Consider the following 18,421-nt stretch of genomic DNA (forward strand, 5'->3'; position numbering starts at 1 on the left):
CGTGCCGAACCCGTTGCGCGTCGTCGTGATCGGATTCGGTCCCGTCGGCGCACGGCTGTGCGAGGACCTCCTTCCGGCTGTCCGCGACGGGGCCATCGACCTGACGGTCGTCGGGGCGGAGCAGCACGCCCCGTACAACCGGGTCCTGATCGCGGAACTGGCTGCGGCACGGGCCGATCTCGACGGCATCGTCCTGCACGACCCTGATGACAGCGTGGCCGCCGGCGCGCGCATCGCACTGGGGACGCGCGTGATCGGAGTGGACCGCGACGCCAAGGTGGTCGAGCTGGAGACCGGCGAACAGATCGGCTACGACCGGCTGGTGCTCGCCACCGGGGCCAGAGCGAACGTGCCGACCCTTGCGGGACTGGAGCGGCCGCGCTACGACGCGGACTCGGTGGTGCGTGCCGGGACCGCAGCGGTCGGAACGGACCCTGGACTCCCGTCCGGCGTCACGGTGCTGCGCGACCTCGCCGATGCCGAACGCGTGCGACGGGCGGTCGAGGCGAAGGCGCGGATCATCGTACTCGGCGCCGGCGTGCTCGGCCTCGAGTTCGCGCTGCTGGCCGCCGACGCGGGTGCCGAGGTGAGCGTGCTGCATCACGGACCCACACCGATGCCCCGCAGCCTCGACCGGGGTGCCGGCACGGTGCTGGCCAGGGCGTTGAAGGCCAGGGGCATCACGGTGTTCGCGCACAGCCGCGCCGAGGCGGTCGCGTTCCACACGGCCGACGAAGGCACGCGCGCGTTCGATGCCGTCGTCACCGCAGACGGCAACTACGTCCGAGGAGATCTGCTCGTGCTCTCGTGCGGTGTCGGCGCTCGCACGGAACTGGCGACTCTCGCCGGGATCCGCACGGCAGCCGGCATCATCGTCGACGAACAACTGCGCTCCTGGTCCGACGACGACGTGTACGCGATCGGCGACTGCGCGCATGTCGTCGCGCGAACGCCGGAGAACGAAGCTCTCGCTCGTCTGCCCGGAGCGCCGACGGGGCTCATCGGGCCGGGCTGGCGCCAAGCGGCGTGGCTGGCAGGTCGTCTCCGCGCGGATGCGACTGGTGCGGTGCACACCGAACCGGCGCCGAGCGAGAAGGACGCCGTGGTCATGCTGAAGGACGAGGACATCGACGTGGTGGCCGTCGGCGAGGTCGACATCGACATCTGGGACGCGCCTGTGGCGGAATCGCAGCCGCATCGCCACGTCGCGCAGTGGGCGGATCCGCAGCACGGCCGGTACGTCAAGATCGTGACCGTCGACGGCGTGCTGGACGCGTTCGCCTGCATCGGGATGCCTCGCACGGCCGCCGAGCTGACGCTGCTGTACGACCGGCAGGGCGAGCTGCCCTCGGACCGGTCGCTGCTGCTGCGATTGGACGGCGCGGATGCGGTCGGCGCAGCAGCGGATGCGTTCGCCCCGACCTCCACGGTCTGCTCGTGCAACGGGGTGAACGTTCAGCGCGTCACCGATTCGATCGCCGACGGCAACGACACCGTGGCATGCCTCGGTCGCGACACCAGGGCAGGCACCGGATGCGGCGGATGCAAACCACGGCTGGCGGAGCTGATCGAACGATTCGCCCTCACGGAGGTCGCACGCGCATGAGCACCAGCACCCACTGTCCGTACTGCGCACTCCAGTGCGCGATGACCCTCACCCCGCGCGGAGCGGATGCCGCCGCGTCCGATCCGTCGATGACCGTCTCGGGGCGGGAGTTCCCGACCAATCGCGGGGGACTGTGCAAGAAGGGCTGGACCTCATCCACCCTCCTCGACTCTCCCGATCGGCTCACCCAGCCACTCGTCAGGGGTGATGACGGGGCTCTGACCGAAGCATCCTGGGCCGACGCACTGGATCTGATCGCGGGACGCATCGTTCGCCTTCAGACCGCATCGGGGCGCGATTGCATCGGTGTCTTCGGCGGGGGTGGACTGACGAACGAGAAGGCGTACCAGCTCGGCAAGTTCGCCCGCATCGCGCTGCGGACGTCGCGGATCGACTACAACGGCCGGTTCTGCATGTCATCGGCGGCCGCGGCGGCCAACCGTGCGTTCGGCATCGACAGGGGACTGCCCTTCCCGCTGACCGATCTCGACGAGGCCCGCACCGTGCTGATGCTGGGCTCGAACGTCGCCGACACGATGCCGCCGTTCCTGTCGCACCTGGCGGCGGTCCGCGACGCCGGAGGGCTCATCGTGGTCGACCCGCGACGGAGTTCGACGGCGCGACTGACCGATGACGGACAAGGCCTGCACCTCGCCCCGGCGCCCGGCACCGATCTGGAGCTGCTGCTCGGACTCACGCACATCGTCATCTCCGAGAGGCTGCACGACGCCGCGGCCGTCGAACGCTGGACGCAGGGATTCGACGCGCTCCGCCGGAGCGTCGCGGCGTGGTGGCCGGCGAGAGTGCAGCAGATCACGGGGGTGCCGGTGGAGACTCTGCGTCGCGTGGCGCGTCGCCTGGCTTCCGGCGCCAACACCTTCATCCTCACGGGGCGCGGGGTGGAGCAGCACGCCAACGGGACCGACACTGCTACCGCGGCGATCAACCTCGCCGTGATCCTCGGTCTGCCGACGCGTGCAGGCAGCGGCTACGGGACGCTCACCGGGCAGGGGAACGGTCAGGGCGGACGAGAGCACGGGCAGAAGTGCGATCAGCTCCCTGGGTACCGCAAGATCACCGATCCGGATGCCAGAGCCCACGTCGCCGCGGTCTGGGGCGTCGATCCGGCGACGATCCCCGGCCCCGGTCTGCCCGCCGTCCAGCTGCTCGAGTCGATCGGCGAGGACCACGGCATCCGTGCGCTGCTCGTGCACGGGTCGAACCCCGTCATCTCCGCCCCCGATGCAGGTGCCGTGCGCGACCGGCTCGGCGAGCTCGATCTGCTCGTGGTGTGCGACTTCTTCCTGAGCGAGACGGCGGCGATGGCCGACGTGGTGCTGCCCGTCACGCAGTGGGCGGAGGAGGAGGGCACGATGACGAACCTGGAGGGTCGCGTCATCCGACGCCGTCAGGCGCTTCCTGCACCGGAGGGGGTGCGCAGCGAACTGTGGATCCTGTCCGAGCTCGCACGCCGGTTGGATGCCCCCGGCCGCTTCGATCTCGACCCTGCGCTCGTGTTCGACGAACTCGCCCTCGCCTCCGCAGGCGGAATCGCCGACTATTCGGGTCTCAGCCACGCGATGCTGGATGCCGACATCGACGCCTTCTGGCCGTATCCGGTCGGCAGCAGCGGTACGCCGCGGCCGTTGCTCGCGGGGTATCAGCATCCCGACGGACGGGCACGCATCGTGCCGGTTGCGGTGCGTCCGCTGCCGGAGGGTCCGGCTGCGGGGGACGAACTGACGCTGATCACGGGAAGGCTTCTCGAGCACTACCAGTCCGGCGCGCAGACCAGACGCGTTGCGGAGCTGGTGGCGGCTCGACCTGCCCTCGAGGCGACCCTGCATCCGGCGACGGCAGCCGATCGTGGCATGTACGACGGCGACACGATCGTGCTGACGAATGCGCGGGGAGCGGTCACCGCCCAGGTCGTCACCGACAGCGGCATCCGACCGGACACGGTGTTCCTGCCCTTCCACTATCCGGGCGAGCACTCCGCGAACCTGCTCACGGTCGCCGCGACCGATCCGATCTCGGCCATGCCGGAGTTCAAGAGGTCGGTGGTGCGTGTGCGTCCTGCCCGCTGACGCCGGTTATCCCCGGCCTGGCCTCGGGCGCCTTCCAGCACCTGCCGGGTAGACTCGGTCGGTCCAGTTCGGGAGGAATCAGTATGCGGATCACGGGACTCGGCCATGCCGGGATGTTCATCGAGACGGTCGGCGGGAACATCATCTGCGACCCCGTCCTCGGTCCCTCCTTCTTCGGATCCTGGTTCCCCTTCCCCGACAACCGCGGGCTCGACTGGGAGAGGTTCGGCCGTGAGGCCGATTTCCTCTACATCTCGCACCGGCACCGCGATCACTTCGACCCTCGGCTGCTCGAGCGCTACATCCGCAAGGACATCGAGGTCCTGCTCCCGGAGTATCCGACCGACGAACTCGAGCAGGACATCCGCGCTCTCGGCTACACGAACATCACGTACGCGCCGGCCGGCGAGGTCATCCGGCGGGGCGAGCTGAAGATCATGATCACGCCCCTTCGCGCGCCCAGCGACGGCCCGATCGGCGATTCGTCGCTGAGCGTCGACGACGGCACGGGGTCGGTGCTGAACCAGAACGACTCGCACCCGCTGGATCTGGAGAAGCTGCTCGACTTCGGCAAGCCGGACGCCTACTTCACCCAGGTCTCCGGGGCGATCTGGTGGCCGATGGTCTACGACCTGCCGCTGGAGGCAAAGCAGAACTTCGCGCAGCTCAAGCGCGACGCGCAGAACAAGCGCGCGATGTATTACATCGAGAAGGTCGACGCACCGCACGTGTTCCCGATGGCGGGGCCGCCGATGTTCCTCCGCGATGATCTGTTCGACTTCAACGGCCTCGGCCGCAACGGCGAGTCGATCTTCACGGATCAGAAGCAGTTCCTCGCGCACATGAAGGAGTTGGCGCCGCAGTACGACGGGCAGCTGTTCGTCCCCGGCACCGTGGTCACCGTGGCTGGTGGCGAGGTCTCGAGCGAGCAGACCCTGTACTCGGATGCCGAGATCGCGCACATCTTCGATGAGAAGTGGGACTACCTCGAGTCGCAGCGTGCCACGCGTCAGCAGGAGATCCGCGACGAGGAGGCCTCCCGCGCCGAGGTCATTCCGCCGGCCGAGATGCTCCAGGCGATCAAGGAGTGGTGGGAGCCGCTGCTGAAGAAGTCCCGCACGATCCGCCTCGGTGTCGGCGGCTGCGTCCGGTTCCGCATCGGCGAACTGGACATGGTGGTGGACTTCCCGAAGGCGAAGGTCCGAGAGTACGCGGGGGAGGAGTGCATCTACTGGTACACGATCCCCGCCGACCTGGTGTCGACGAACCTCCGCGACCACGAGATCGACTGGTCCAACTCGATCTTCCTGTCGATGCAGTTCTCCGTCGGACGCAGCGGCAAGTTCAACGAGTTCCTCACGACGTTCCTCAAATGCCTGTCGGTCGATCGGATCGAGTACGTGGAGAACTGGTACCAGGAGCAGACCGACCAGACCGAGGATGCCGAGATCGGCGACTGGGTCGTGCAGCGCCGGTGCCCGCACCTGCGTGCCGACCTCACCCGCACAGGGAAGATCGACGAGGACGGCGTCCTGACGTGCAGCATGCATGACTGGAAGTGGGATCTGAAGACCGGTCGGTGCCTTTCCACGGCCGGTCACGAGATCCGCGCTCAGAAGATCGATGACGTGACCGACGCGGCGCTGCGCCTCGACGGCTGAAACCCGCATCGCGCCCGCCCTCGTCATCGGGCCATGACCGGCTCCGATACACTGGGATCACGAGCAACCTTTAACACCGTCCTGTGAGGCGGAGAAGGGAGCGGCGGATGAGCACGCGCACCGTGCTGCAGCAAGCCGATATCTCGCGGGCACTGACCCGCATCGCGCACGAGATCCTCGAATCCAATCGCGGGGCGACCGATCTGGTCCTCCTGGGGATTCCCACTCGTGGCGTCGCACTCGCCGAACGACTCGGCGCTCTGATCAGCGACATCGCCCAGCAGCGGGTCCCGGTCGGCGCGCTCGATGTCACCCTGTTCCGGGACGACCTCGCCAAGCACCCGACCCGTTCGCCCCGGCCGACCGAGATCCCGGCCGGTGGCATCGACGGCAGGACCGTGGTCCTCGTCGACGACGTGCTCTTCTCCGGACGCAGCATCCGTGCGGCGCTCGATGCGATTCAGTCGATCGGCCGCCCCGCGGTCGTGCGGCTCGCGATCCTGGTCGACCGCGGGCACCGTGAGCTCCCGATCCGCCCGGACTTCGTCGGCAAGAACATCCCGTCCTCACGCCAGGAGCGCGTCAACGTGCGCCTGTTCGAGTACGACGGCGCCGAAGAGGTGACGATCGAAGCATGAGGCACCTGCTCGACACCCAGACGCTTGATCGCGCGACCGCGCTGCGCATCCTCGACGTCGCCGAGGACATGTCCGACACGCAGTCGCGCGAGGTCAAGAAGCTCCCGACGCTCCGCGGCAAGACCGTCGTGAACCTCTTCTTCGAGGACTCCACCCGCACGCGCATCTCATTCGAGGCCGCGGCCAAGCGTCTGTCCGCCGACGTCATCAACTTCGCCGCGAAGGGCTCGAGTGTCTCCAAGGGCGAGAGCCTGAAGGACACCGCCCAGACCCTGCAGGCGATGGGAGCGGATGCCGTCGTCATCCGCCACGGCGCCTCCGGTGCTCCGCGGACGCTGGCGACGAGCGGCTGGATCACGGCCGGGGTCGTCAATGCCGGCGACGGGACGCACGAGCACCCGACGCAGGCGCTGCTCGACGCGTTCACGATCCGCAAGCGCCGCTACGGCGCCGACAGCCGCGGCCGCGATCTGTCCGGCATCCGGGTCGTGATCGTGGGCGACGTGCTGCATTCGCGCGTCGCCCGATCCAACGTCTGGCTGCTCACGACGCTCGGCGCCGAGGTCACTCTCGTGACCCCGCCGACGCTGATTCCGCAGAACGTCTCGCTCTGGCCCGTGCGCGTCCGATACGACCTCGATGAGGCCCTCGCCGACGGTCCGGATGCCGTGATGATGCTGCGCATCCAGCTGGAGCGGATGAACGCGGCGTATTTCCCCAGTGAGCGGGAGTATTCCCGTCGCTGGGGGCTCGACGCCGTGCGTGCAGCCGGGCTGCCGGACGGTAGCATTGTGATGCATCCTGGCCCCATGAACCGGGGCCTGGAGATCTCTTCCGAGGCCGCCGATTCCGCCCGTTCCACGGTGCTGGAACAGGTCACGAACGGGGTCTCGGTACGAATGGCCGTGCTCTACCTGCTGCTGGCGGGGGAGCGCGAAGACGAACGAGGGGAAGTGAAGTGAGCCAGACCCTCGTCATCGAAGGCGTCCAGCTGCTCGGGCGCGACAGCGCCGACATCGTGATCGAGAACGGTGTCATCGCCGAGATCGGCTCCGGGCTCAGCCGCGCAGGGGCGCAGACGATCCAGGCCGCTGGCCTGGTCGCGCTCCCGGGACTCGTCGACCTGCACACGCATCTGCGCGAGCCAGGCCACGAGGCGTCCGAGACGGTGCTGACCGGCACGCGCGCCGCCGCGGCCGGCGGCTTCACCGCGGTGTTCGCGATGCCCAACACGTCACCGGTGGCCGACTCGGCGGGTGTCGTCGAGCAGGAGCTCGCCCTCGGCGAGGCCGCCCGCTACGCCACGGTCCAGCCGATCGGCGCGGTGACGGTCGGCCAGAAGGGCGAGCGACTCGCCGAGCTCGGTGCGATGGCGTCGTCACGCGCGAAGGTCCGCGTGTTCAGCGATGACGGCTTCTGCGTCTGGGACTCGCTGATCATGCGCCGCGCCCTGGAATACGTGAAGAGCTTCGACGGGGTGATCGCGCAGCATGCGCAGGACCCGCGCCTGACCGAGGGCGCCCAGATGAACGAGGGCACCGTGTCGGCAGAGCTCGGTCTCGCCGGCTGGCCCGCGGTCGCCGAGGAGTCGATCATCGCCCGCGACGTCCTGCTCGCCGAGCACGTCGGCTCGCGTCTGCACGTCTGCCACCTTTCGACCGCTGGTTCGGTCGACATCATCCGCTGGGCCAAGAAGCGCGGCATCGCCGTGACCGCCGAGGCCACGCCGCACCACCTGCTGCTGACCGACGAACTCGTCCGCGGCTACGACGCGCGCTACAAGGTCAACCCGCCGCTGCGCCGCGAGGAGGACGTCCTCGCCGTCCGTGAAGGACTGGCCGACGGCACGATCGACATCGTCGCGACCGATCACGCTCCGCACCCGAGCGAGAACAAGGCCTGCGAATGGCAGGCCGCGGCCAACGGCATGGTCGGACTGGAGAGCGCCCTGCGCGTCGTGCACCAGTCGATGGTCGAAACAGGACTGCTCGACTGGGCGGATGTCGCTCGCGTCCTGAGCACGACCCCGGCCCGGATCGGCCGTCTGGACGGCTTCGGTGCGCTCGAGGTCGGAGCGCCGGCGAACGTGACGCTGTACGACCCGTCGATCCCCGGCGTGTTCACCGAGGCCGACCTGCACGGCCGCAGCGTCAACTCGCCGTATCTCGGGCGTGACCTGCCGGGCAGAGTGCAGTGGACCATCCACCGCGGCATGACGACCGTCGCCGATGGCGTACTGGTCGAGGAGCTGACCGCGTGACCCGGGAACTCGTGTTCCTCCTCACCGGGCTCATCGCCGTCGGCATCCTGCTGACGATGTTCTTCGCCTGGCGTCGCCGGCTCCGACGCGACGCGGGCCTGACGGCCCCGCTCGGCGTACCGGAGCACGCCGAGGTGCGTGCGCGCCACGAAGTGCTGTACGTCTCCACGACCAAGCACGACGAGCCGCTCGAGCGCCTCGCGATCTCGCCGCTCACGTACCGCGCCCGCGGCGAGATCGCCGTGACCGACCGCGGTGTGGCCCTCTGTCTTGATGGCGCACCCACCGTGTTCCTCAGCACGGACCGGCTGCAGGCCGTCGACCGCGCGACGGTCACGATCGACCGGGTCGTCGAACCGGACGGTCTCGTCAAGATCGTCTGGGACGTCGCAGACGCCCATCCGGTCGACTCCTACCTCCGGGTCACCACCGGTGACCCCGCACACCTCATCTCCGAACTGCGGCCGCTCATCGCGGCCCCCAAGACGGGAGCCACGTCATGACTCATCTTCCCGAACAAGCTGTCCTCGTGCTCGAGGACGGCACACGCCACCGCGGTCGCGCCTACGGCGCACGCGGCACGACCCTCGGCGAGGTCGTCTTCGCCACCGGCATGTCCGGCTACCAGGAGACGCTGACCGACCCGTCCTACGCCGGGCAGATCGTCCTGCAGACCGCGCCGCACATCGGCAACACCGGAATGAACGACGAGGATCCGGAGTCCCGCCGGATCTGGGTGGCCGGGTACATCGTCCGCGACCCTTCGCGCGTCGTATCCAACTGGCGTGCCGACACCTCGCTCGACGCCACCCTCGAGAAGGACGGCATCGTCGGCATCAGCGGCATCGACACCCGTTCGATCACCCGCCACATCCGATCCGCCGGTTCCATGCGCGGGGGGATCTTCTCGGGTGATGCCGCGGCACTGGATGCCGATGAGCAGCTGCGCATCGTGCAGGAGGCGCCTCAGATGGCCGGCCAGAACCTGTCCGCCGAGGTGTCGGTCGACGCCGCGACGGTGACGGAGGCCGTGGGGGAGAAGATCGGCAACCTCGCCGTGCTCGACCTCGGTGTCAAGCAGGCGACCGTCGACAACCTCGCCGCCCGCGGCTTCGAGGTGCACGTGCTGCCGCAGACCGCCACGATCGAGGAGATCCGCTCGATCGATCCGGTCGCGGTCTTCTACTCGAACGGCCCAGGCGACCCCGCCGCCTCCGACGGTCACGTCGATCTGCTCCGGTCCGTGCTGGACGAGAAGCTGCCGTTCTTCGGCATCTGCTTCGGCAACCAGCTGCTCGGTCGCGCGCTGGGGCTGGGCACCTACAAGCTGCCGTTCGGCCACCGCGGCATCAACCAGCCGGTGCGCGACAAGACCACCGGTCGTGTCGAGATCACCGCGCACAACCATGGCTTCGCCGTCGACGCACCCATCGAGGGCGTGTTCGACAGCCCGGCCGGCTACGGCCGTGTCGAGGTCAGCCACGTCGGACTGAACGACAACGTCGTCGAGGGGCTGCGCGCCCTCGACATCCCGGCCTTCTCGGTGCAGTACCACCCCGAGGCGGCCGCCGGCCCGCACGACGCCAACTACCTCTTCGATCGGTTCGCGGACCTCGTCCGCGAGAACAAGGACGCCAAGTAATGCCCAAGCGCGACGACATCAACTCCGTACTCGTCATCGGCTCAGGTCCGATCGTCATCGGTCAGGCCTGCGAGTTCGACTACTCCGGCACCCAGGCCTGCCGCGTGCTGCGCGAAGAGGGCATCCGCGTCATCCTCGTCAACTCGAACCCGGCCACGATCATGACCGACCCCGATTTCGCCGACGCGACCTACATCGAGCCGATCACCCCCGAGGTGATCGAGACGATCATCGCGAAGGAGCGTCCCGATGCGATCCTGCCGACCCTGGGCGGCCAGACCGCGCTGAACGCGGCCATGGCGCTCGACGAGCGCGGCATCCTCGCGAAGTACGACGTCGAGCTGATCGGTGCCAAGGTCGAGGCCATCAAGAAGGGCGAGGACCGCCAGATCTTCAAGGAGCTCGTGATCGAGGCGGGCGCCGATGTGGCGGCATCCGTCATCTGCCACACGATGGACGAGCTCATCGCCGGCGCCGAGAAGCTCGGCTACCCGCTCGTGGTCCGCCCGAGCTTCACGATGGGCGGACTCGGTTCTGGCTTCGCGTACGACGAGGCGGACCTGCGCCGCATCGGAGGCGCAGGCCTGCACGACTCGCCCACCAACGAGGTGCTCCTCGAGGAGTCGATCCTCGGCTGGAAGGAGTACGAGCTCGAGCTCATGCGCGACACGGCCGACAACACGGTCGTCGTCTGCTCGATCGAGAACGTCGACCCGGTCGGCGTGCACACCGGCGACTCGATCACGGTCGCACCGGCGCTCACGCTGACCGACCGCGAGTACCAGAAGCTGCGTGACATCGGCATCGACATCATCCGCGCCGTCGGCGTGGACACCGGCGGCTGCAACATCCAGTTCGCCGTCAACCCGGAAGACGGGCGCATCATCGTCATCGAGATGAACCCGCGTGTCTCGCGCTCCAGCGCCCTGGCCTCGAAGGCGACCGGCTTCCCGATCGCCAAGCTCGCCGCCAAGCTCGCACTCGGCTACCGTCTCGACGAGATCCCCAACGACATCACAGGCGTGACGCCGGCCAGCTTCGAGCCGACGCTGGACTACGTCGTGGTGAAGGTCCCTCGGTTCGCGTTCGAGAAGTTCCCAGCCGCCGACCCGACGCTGACGACCACGATGAAGTCGGTGGGCGAGGCGATGGCCATCGGCCGCAACTACGCCACCGCGCTGCAGAAGGCGCTCCGCTCACTCGAGAAGCGCGGATCCAGCTTCCACTGGGGCGTCGAGGACCGCAGCGTCGAAGAGCTCCTGGAGATCTCGAAGACGCCGACGGACGGCCGCATCGTCACGCTGCAGCAGGCGCTGCGCAAGGGCGCGACGATCGAGCAGGCCTTCGACGCGACCGCGATCGACCCGTGGTTCCTCGACCAGATCGTCCTGATCAACGAGGTCGCGGAGACCGTCCGCGCCGCTGCCGAACTGGACGCCGACACCCTGCGGTACGCCAAGGAGCACGGCTTCTCGGACGCACAGCTCGCCGAGATCCGCGGCATCACCGAGACCGAGGTCCGAGGCATGCGTCACGGCCTCGGCATCCGTCCGGTCTACAAGACGGTCGACACCTGCGCGGGCGAGTTCCCTGCGCTGACGCCGTACCACTACTCGAGCTACGACTTCGAGACCGAGGTCGCGCCGTCGGAGCGGACCAAGGTCGTCATCATCGGGTCCGGCCCGAACCGCATCGGCCAGGGCGTCGAGTTCGACTACTCGTGCGTGCACGCATCGTTCGCCCTCTCGGATGCCGGGTACGAGACCGTCATGGTCAACTGCAACCCGGAGACCGTCTCCACGGACTACGACACCAGCGATCGGCTGTACTTCGAGCCGCTCACCCTCGAGGACGTCCTCGAGGTCCTGGATGCCGAGGCCGCCAGCGGGACGATCCTCGGCGTGGTGTGCCAGCTCGGCGGGCAGACTCCACTCGGGCTCGCGAAGGGCATCGAGGCAGCCGGATACAACGTGCTCGGCACGAGCCCCGCGGCGATCGACATCGCCGAGGAGCGCGAACTGTTCTCGCAGCTGCTCGACAACGCCGAGCTCGTCGCGCCGCGGCACGGCACGGCCATCGACGTGGACGGCGCCGTCGCGATCGCCGAGGAGATCGGATACCCGGTGCTGGTTCGGCCGAGCTTCGTGCTCGGCGGACGCGGCATGGAGATCGTCTACGACACGGCGAGCCTGCGCGACTACTTCGTGCGCACCGCCGGCGAGGTCGTCATCGAACAGGGCAAGCCCCTGCTGGTCGACCGCTTCCTGGACGACGCGATCGAACTGGACGTGGATGCCCTGTACGACGGGCACGAGCTGTACATCGGCGGTGTCATGGAGCACCTCGAAGAAGCCGGCATCCACTCCGGCGACTCCAGCTGCACCCTGCCGCCCGTCTCGCTCGGGCGCAGCGACATCGACCGCGTCCGCAAGGCGACGCTGGCGATCGCCGAGGGCGTCGGCGTCCGCGGCCTGCTCAACGTGCAGTTCGCGATCAGCGCCGGCGTGCTTTACGTCATCGAGGCCAACCCGCGCGCCAGCCGCACGGTGCCGTTCGTCTCGAAGGCCCTCGGGATCCCGCTGGCGAAGGCCGCGAGCCGGATCATGGTCGGTGCGACGATCGCCGAGCTGAAGAGCGAGGGGATGCTGCCGATCCAGGACGGCTCTCAGGTTCCGCTGGATGCACCCGTCGCCGTCAAGGAGGCTGTGCTTCCCTTCAAGCGGTTCCGCACCCGCGATGGGAAGACCGTCGACTCGGTCCTCGGTCCTGAGATGCGCTCGACCGGTGAGGTCATGGGCATCGACAAGGACTTCCCGACCGCGTTCGCGAAGAGCCAGGCCGCTGCGTACGGTGGACTGCCGACGTCGGGAACCGTGTTCATCTCGGTCGCCGACGCTGACAAGCGCGCCGTGATCCTCCCCGCGCACCGGCTGCGCCAGCTCGGCTTCACGCTGGTCGCGACCGAGGGAACCGCGGAGATCCTGTCGCGCAACGGCATCCCGGTGACCGTGGTGGCGAAGTACAGCGAGACGCAGGACAGCGGTGAGCGCAACATCGTCGACCTCATCAACGACGGAGAGATCGACATCGTCGTGAACACTCCGTCCGGAGGAGCAGCGCGCGCCGACGGCTACGAGATCCGGGCCGCTGCTGTCGCCGCGGACAAGGCGCTGTTCACGACCATGGCAGTGCTCGGCGCGGCCGTGAGCGGAATGGATGCCGCCGACGAGGGCTTCCAGGTGCGCAGCCTCCAGGAGTACGCGATCGATCGGAAGAACGCCCTGTGACCACCGGCTTCGGGGAGCGCGTCAGGGCCGCACTGGCGCAGTACGGGCCGCTGTGCGTCGGCATCGACCCGCACGCCGCCCTGCTGGATGCCTGGGGACTGCCGCAGAGCGGACAGGGCGTTCGCGAGTTCGGCCTGCGCACCGTGGCGGCGGCGGCCGGTCGTGCCGGTGTCGTGAAGCCGCAGGTGTCGTTCTTCGAGCGCTTCGGCTCCGCCGGTTTCGCCGCTCTCGAGGACGTCCTCTCCGCAGCACGTGCCGCTGGTCTGCTCGTGATCGCCGACGCCAAGCGAGGCGACATCGGCACGACCATGGATGCCTATGCCGCGGCCTGGCTCACGCCAGGATCGCCGCTCGAGGCTGATGCGCTCACCGTCAGCCCGTATCTCGGAGTCGGTGCACTCGACGGCACGTTCGCCCTCGCCGCCCGCCATGGCAAGGGCACGTTCGTGCTCGCCGCGACGAGCAATCCGGATGCCGCGGACGTGCAGCGGTCGAAGGATGCCGAGGGACGCACCGTGTCCGCAGCGATCGTGGCCGCCGTGTCGCAGCGAAACGCCGCAGACGCGCCGGCGGGCGAGTGGGGCGGCAACGGCTTCGTCATCGGCGCGACGGTCGACTGGGCCGAAGCAGGGCTCGAGCCGTTCGCACCGCCGGCGCCCATCCTGGGCCCGGGCTTCGGTGCGCAGGGTGCAGGCCCCGCCGATCTGCGTGCGCGGTACGGCTCTGCGGCGCGCCAGGTGCTGGCGAGCGAGAGCCGCAGCATCCTCTCCGCGGGTCCTGCCGGACTCGCCGAGGCCATCGATCGCGCGGCAGAGGGGTATCGGGAGGTGCTCGGTGAGTGAGAAGCGTGCCGTTCCAGACGTCGACCGCGTCGCAGCCGCGCATCGCGCCGTGGAGCGTCGTCGGGCCAGGGCTGCGCTCAAGCGCGACCTGACCACGCGGGTCACCGCCCCGCAGAAGGTGCTCGCCGATGCCGTGGCCGATCCGGATTCCGTGGCCGGTTCCTTCCGCGTCACCGACTTCCTGCTGGCGCTGCCGGCGATCGGGGTCGGCAAGAAGGACCGCATCCTCGAGGAGCTGCACATCTCGCCGGTGAAGCGGCTCGGCGGTCTCGGCATCCGGCAACGCGAGGCTCTCGCGGCCTGGCTCGACGAGCGCTTCCCCGTGCACCGTCCGCGGAGCGGTCGCAGCCGTCTGCTCGTGCTCGCAGGACCGACGGCGGTCGGGAAGGGCACCGTCGCCGCGCACATCCGTGAAGCGAACCCCGAGATCCATCTCTCGGTGTCTGCGACCACGCGCGCTCCGCGCCCCGGCGAGATCGACGGCGTGCACTACTACTTCGTCGACGAGGCCGAGTTCGACCGGCTCATCGCGGACGGCGAGCTCCTCGAGTACGCCGTCGTGCACAACAAGAGCCGATACGGCACACCCCGTGCCCCGATCGACGCCGCCCTCGAGGCGGGCAAGACCGTCCTGCTCGAGATCGATCTGCAGGGTGCGCGGCAGGTGCGCGCGGCCGAACCGTCCGCGACGCTGATCTTCCTGCTGCCGCCGTCCTGGGATGAACTCGTGCACCGGCTCGTCGGCCGAGGCACCGAGAACGAGGAGGAGCGGGCCCGCCGATTGCGCACCGCGAAAGTCGAGCTGGCAGCCCAGAGCGAGTTCGATTACCTGATTGTGAACGAGGATGTCTCCTCGGCGGCCCGCGAGGTCGTAGAATTGTCTGAGGCGACTGCGCGCTGAGCATCCTCGCACGCCCGCCGTTTCGACTTCGCGACGATCCCGTCGCCTGATCTGGAGGTCCCACCATGGCCGGACACCACACCAACGGAATCATCGACCCGCCCATCGACAACCTGCTCGACCGTGTCGAGTCGAAGTACGAGCTGGTCATCTACGCGTCCAAGCGTGCGCGCCAGATCAACGACTACTACTCCGATCTGCACGAGGGAAACCTCTTCGACAACGTGGGTCCGCTCGTGGACTCCTCCGTCGAGGACAAGCCGCTCACGATCGCGCTCCACGAGATCAACGAGGACAAGCTGCGCATCCGTCACGCCGAGTAAGAGCGCGACAGCCTTCATGACCGCACTGCGCCTGTTCACGTCCGAATCCGTCACCGAGGGACATCCGGACAAGATCTGCGATCAGATCTCCGACAGCATCCTCGACGGCCTGATCGCCAAGGATCCCGGCTCTCGCGTCGCCGTGGAGACTCTCGTGACGACAGGCCTCGTGCATGTCGCCGGCGAGATCCGCACCGAAGCCTACGTCGACATCCCCACGATCGTGCGGGATGTCGTCAACGGCATCGGCTACACGTCCAGCGACACCGGCTTCGACGGCTCGTCGTGCGGCGTGAGCGTGTCGGTGGGGGAGCAGTCCGGCGACATCGCGCACGGCGTCGACAAGGCGCAGGAGCACCGCGACGGCAGCTCCACCGAGAAACGCGACGCGCTCGGCGCCGGCGATCAGGGCATCATGTTCGGTTTCGCGACCAACGAGACCCCTCAGCTCATGCCGATGGCAGGGTGGACGGCTCACCGGATCGCGGAGCGCCTCACCGAGGTGCGTCGCTCCGGTCTGCTGCCGTACCTGCGCCCTGACGGCAAGACGCAGGTGACGCTCGGATACGACGGCTTCACCCCGAAAACCGTGGACGCGGTGGTCGTCTCGACCCAGCACCACCCCGACATCTCGCAGGAGGAGCTGCAGGCGCAGGTCCGCGAGCATGTGATCGACCCGGTGCTCGCCTCGACCGGCCTCGACATCCCGTCGGATCTCACGTACTACATCAACCCCGCCGGCCCGTTCGTCACGGGCGGTCCGAAGGGGGATGCCGGACTCACCGGTCGCAAGATCATCATCGACACCTACGGCGGCGCTGCTCGTCACGGCGGCGGCGCGTTCAGCGGCAAGGATCCGTCCAAGGTCGATCGCTCGGGTGCCTATGCGATGCGCTGGGTGGCGAAGAACGCGGTCGCCGCTGGCCTCGCGGATCGCATCGAGGTGCAGGTGGCGTACGCCATCGGCGTCGCGCGCCCAGTGGGCCTGTACGTCGAGACGTTCGGCACCGGAAGGATCGCCGATGAGGCGATCACGCAGGCGATCACGGACGTGTTCGATCTGCGTCCGCAGGCGATCATCGAAGAGCTCGACCTGTTGCGACCGATCTATGCGCAGACCGCCGCATACGGCCACTTCGGTCGCGAGCTCCCGAGCTTCACCTGGGAGCGGACAGACCGCGCTGAAGAGCTGCGCCGCGCCGCCGGACTCTGATGGCCGCGGAGAGCCGGCGCATCGCGCGCGTGCTCCTGGAGTCGCCGCTTCCGCAGCTGGACCGGCTGTTCGACTACGCCCTGCCGGAGGAGCTGGGTGAGGTCGCACCCGGCGTCCGCGTGAAAGTGCCGTTGCGCACCGCCGGCCGCGTCGTCGAGGGCTACATCGTGGAGCTCGACGCCGAGAGCGACGCCGACCGTCCGCTCTCGGAAGTGGACGGCATCGTGTCGCCGGTTCCCGTCCTCACCGACGCGCTGTATCGGCTGGCCCGACGCACGGCCGACCGTGCGGCCGGTTCGGCATCCGACATCCTGCGGCTGGTCATCCCGAAGCGCCAGGTGCGGGTCGAGAAGGCCTGGACCGCGGACGCCGCGGCACCAGTGCCCTCCGCGGAGGCGCTGGAGAAAGCGCAGGCCGTGATCGACCGGTACGCGGAGCTGCAGGACGTCCTCGACGACTCCGGTCGTGCCGCTGTCGAGGCGATCCCGGTTCTCGATGAGGGCGTTCCCGGTTGGACGCGTCTCCTGGCCGCTGCGGCCGCGCGCACTCTGGCGGCAGGGCGCTCGACGATCATCGTCGTGCCCGATCACCGTGATCTCGACCGCGCGCTCACCGCGCTGCACGCGCTGCTGCCCGCCGATGCTGTCGTCCGGCACGACGCCCGCCAGACCAACCCCGATCGCTATCGCGCGTTCCTGAGGACCCTCGAGGACGCGCCGTGCGTCGTCATCGGCAACCGCTCGGCCGTGTATGCACCGGTGCGGGCCGGACTCGTGATCGTCTGGGACGACGGAGACCCGCTGCTGTCCGAGCCTCTGGCTCCCTACGTGCACGCGCGGGACGCCGCGCTGCTGCGTCAGGAGCAGGAAGGCAGCGCGCTGCTGTTCGCCGGGCACACACGAACCAGCGATGTCGAACGGCTGGTCCAACTCGGGTGGCTGCGGGACGTGCGCGCCGCCAGACGCGTGCTGCCACGCGTGCAGCTGAGCACGCCCCAGGAGCTCGAGCAGGGGAGCGGGCGCATGCCGTCGAGTGCGTTCCGCTCCGCCAGGGATGCCGCAGCGGACGGGCCCGTCCTGATCCAGGTCGCCCGACCGGGGTTCTCGCCTTCGCTGGTGTGCGCCGACTGCCGCAGACCTGCGCGCTGTCCGCAATGCGCCGGACCGCTCGGCGCACGTACCCGCGGCGCGGTGCCCGTGTGCGGGTGGTGCGGTCGCTCAGCGCGCACCTGGACCTGCCCCGAATGCTCGTCGACCAAGCTGCGTCTCGCGTCCTCGGGGAGCGAGCGGACCGCCGACGAGCTCGGCCGAGCGTTCCCTGGCATCCGTGTCATCATCGCGGACGGCACGCATCCCATCGAACGCGTCGACGACAAGCCCAGCCTCGTCGTCGCGACCCGCGGCGCGGAGCCGCTCGCGGACGGCGGCTATCGAGCCGTCGTCCTGCTGGACGGGCCACGGATGCTGCAGGCACCGGATCTGCGCATCGGCGAGTCCTGCCTGCGCTGGTGGTCGAATGCCGCCGCGCTGGCGGCGCCGGGCGCACCTGTGCACCTCGTCGGCATCCAGGGACCCGTCGCGATATCCCTGGCGACGTGGAACCACTCCGGATACGCCCGCAGCGAGCTGGAGGCTCGAGCACCGCTGCATATGCCGCCGACCGTCCGCGTCGCGCAGCTCGAGGGCACTTCGGCGTCGGTGCGGGCCGCGATCGAGGCCGTCCGCGTCCTCGGGCTGCCGTCGGAGGCCGTACTCGGCCCTGTGCCGCTCTCCGACGATGACGGCCGCGTGCGGGCGCTCATCCGCTTCGAGTATGCGGCCGGAGCGGCCGTCGCCACGGCGCTGCGGGCCCAGGTGATCGCCGACGGCGTGCAGCGCAGACGCGGCAGGGGCCGACCCACCAGGGCGTCACTCGCACTGCGGCTCGATATCCTCGAACCTGAGATCTGATCCCACCGGAGA

The 18,421-nt window shown here is 68.9% G+C and carries 14 protein-coding genes; all 14 read left to right on the plus strand.

Annotated features, from left to right (window positions below; genetic code table 11):
* The first annotated feature begins 1 nt into the window (after position 1).
* The gene (locus ACFCYE_RS08435) at positions 2–1,606 is read left to right on the plus strand and encodes an FAD-dependent oxidoreductase (protein ID WP_376177874.1); all 1,605 of its coding nucleotides are present in this window, start codon (positions 2–4) and stop codon (positions 1,604–1,606) included.
* Complete coding sequence (locus ACFCYE_RS08440; RefSeq protein ID WP_376177876.1) at positions 1,603–3,693, plus strand: molybdopterin oxidoreductase family protein; 2,091 nt, start codon at positions 1,603–1,605, stop codon at positions 3,691–3,693. Before ACFCYE_RS08435 ends, ACFCYE_RS08440 begins: the two co-directional genes overlap by 4 nt.
* 83 nt (positions 3,694–3,776) lie before the next feature.
* On the plus strand, positions 3,777–5,354 hold the full coding sequence (locus ACFCYE_RS08445; protein ID WP_376177877.1) for a Rieske 2Fe-2S domain-containing protein: 1,578 nt from the start codon (positions 3,777–3,779) through the stop codon (positions 5,352–5,354).
* Between the two features lie 107 nt (positions 5,355–5,461).
* Positions 5,462–5,992, plus strand: a complete 531-nt coding sequence (pyrR, locus tag ACFCYE_RS08450) for a bifunctional pyr operon transcriptional regulator/uracil phosphoribosyltransferase PyrR (protein ID WP_376177879.1) — start codon at positions 5,462–5,464, stop codon at positions 5,990–5,992.
* Positions 5,989–6,954: an aspartate carbamoyltransferase catalytic subunit gene (locus ACFCYE_RS08455; protein WP_376177880.1), complete on the plus strand. Its 966-nt coding sequence runs from the start codon at positions 5,989–5,991 to the stop codon at positions 6,952–6,954. Before pyrR ends, ACFCYE_RS08455 begins: the two co-directional genes overlap by 4 nt.
* A 14-nt stretch (positions 6,955–6,968) precedes the next feature.
* Entirely contained in the window at positions 6,969–8,252 is a 1,284-nt protein-coding gene (locus ACFCYE_RS08460) for a dihydroorotase (protein WP_376178162.1), read from the plus strand.
* A complete protein-coding gene (locus ACFCYE_RS08465) occupies positions 8,249–8,755 on the plus strand; it encodes a hypothetical protein (RefSeq protein ID WP_376177881.1) in 507 nt (168 codons plus the stop codon). The genes ACFCYE_RS08460 and ACFCYE_RS08465 overlap by 4 nt, the downstream gene beginning before the upstream one ends.
* The gene (gene carA / locus ACFCYE_RS08470; protein WP_376177883.1) at positions 8,752–9,894 is read left to right on the plus strand and encodes a glutamine-hydrolyzing carbamoyl-phosphate synthase small subunit; all 1,143 of its coding nucleotides are present in this window, start codon (positions 8,752–8,754) and stop codon (positions 9,892–9,894) included. Before ACFCYE_RS08465 ends, carA begins: the two co-directional genes overlap by 4 nt.
* A complete protein-coding gene (gene carB / locus ACFCYE_RS08475; RefSeq protein WP_376177885.1) occupies positions 9,894–13,181 on the plus strand; it encodes a carbamoyl-phosphate synthase large subunit in 3,288 nt (1,095 codons plus the stop codon). Before carA ends, carB begins: the two co-directional genes overlap by 1 nt.
* A complete protein-coding gene (pyrF, locus tag ACFCYE_RS08480) occupies positions 13,178–14,023 on the plus strand; it encodes an orotidine-5'-phosphate decarboxylase (protein WP_376177887.1) in 846 nt (281 codons plus the stop codon). Before carB ends, pyrF begins: the two co-directional genes overlap by 4 nt.
* On the plus strand, positions 14,016–14,924 hold the full coding sequence (gmk, locus tag ACFCYE_RS08485) for a guanylate kinase (protein ID WP_376177888.1): 909 nt from the start codon (positions 14,016–14,018) through the stop codon (positions 14,922–14,924). Before pyrF ends, gmk begins: the two co-directional genes overlap by 8 nt.
* Positions 14,925–14,989: 65 nt before the next feature.
* Positions 14,990–15,247: a DNA-directed RNA polymerase subunit omega gene (gene rpoZ, locus ACFCYE_RS08490; RefSeq protein ID WP_120228631.1), complete on the plus strand. Its 258-nt coding sequence runs from the start codon at positions 14,990–14,992 to the stop codon at positions 15,245–15,247.
* Positions 15,248–15,263: 16 nt separating this feature from the next.
* Entirely contained in the window at positions 15,264–16,460 is a 1,197-nt protein-coding gene (gene metK, locus ACFCYE_RS08495) for a methionine adenosyltransferase (protein WP_376177890.1), read from the plus strand.
* Positions 16,460–18,409: a primosomal protein N' gene (locus ACFCYE_RS08500; protein ID WP_376177892.1), complete on the plus strand. Its 1,950-nt coding sequence runs from the start codon at positions 16,460–16,462 to the stop codon at positions 18,407–18,409. Before metK ends, ACFCYE_RS08500 begins: the two co-directional genes overlap by 1 nt.
* The last annotated feature ends 12 nt before the right edge of the window (positions 18,410–18,421 follow it).

Origin of the sequence: Microbacterium sp. NPDC056234 (genome assembly GCF_042267585.1) — a bacterium.
In the GTDB taxonomy this organism is placed as follows: Bacteria; Actinomycetota; Actinomycetes; order Actinomycetales; family Microbacteriaceae; genus Microbacterium.

What these genes read in the sequence shown, in the direction of transcription:
- metK (WP_376177890.1), top strand. Translation starts at nt 15,264, where the DNA reads ATGACCGCACTGCGCCTGTTCACGTCCGAATCCGTCACCGAGGGACAT.
- ACFCYE_RS08500 (WP_376177892.1), top strand. Translation starts at nt 16,460, where the DNA reads ATGGCCGCGGAGAGCCGGCGCATCGCGCGCGTGCTCCTGGAGTCGCCG.
- ACFCYE_RS08440 (WP_376177876.1), top strand. Translation starts at nt 1,603, where the DNA reads ATGAGCACCAGCACCCACTGTCCGTACTGCGCACTCCAGTGCGCGATG.
- ACFCYE_RS08445 (WP_376177877.1), top strand. Translation starts at nt 3,777, where the DNA reads ATGCGGATCACGGGACTCGGCCATGCCGGGATGTTCATCGAGACGGTC.
- ACFCYE_RS08455 (WP_376177880.1), top strand. Translation starts at nt 5,989, where the DNA reads ATGAGGCACCTGCTCGACACCCAGACGCTTGATCGCGCGACCGCGCTG.
- carA (WP_376177883.1), top strand. Translation starts at nt 8,752, where the DNA reads ATGACTCATCTTCCCGAACAAGCTGTCCTCGTGCTCGAGGACGGCACA.
- rpoZ (WP_120228631.1), top strand. Translation starts at nt 14,990, where the DNA reads ATGGCCGGACACCACACCAACGGAATCATCGACCCGCCCATCGACAAC.
- pyrR (WP_376177879.1), top strand. Translation starts at nt 5,462, where the DNA reads ATGAGCACGCGCACCGTGCTGCAGCAAGCCGATATCTCGCGGGCACTG.
- carB (WP_376177885.1), top strand. Translation starts at nt 9,894, where the DNA reads ATGCCCAAGCGCGACGACATCAACTCCGTACTCGTCATCGGCTCAGGT.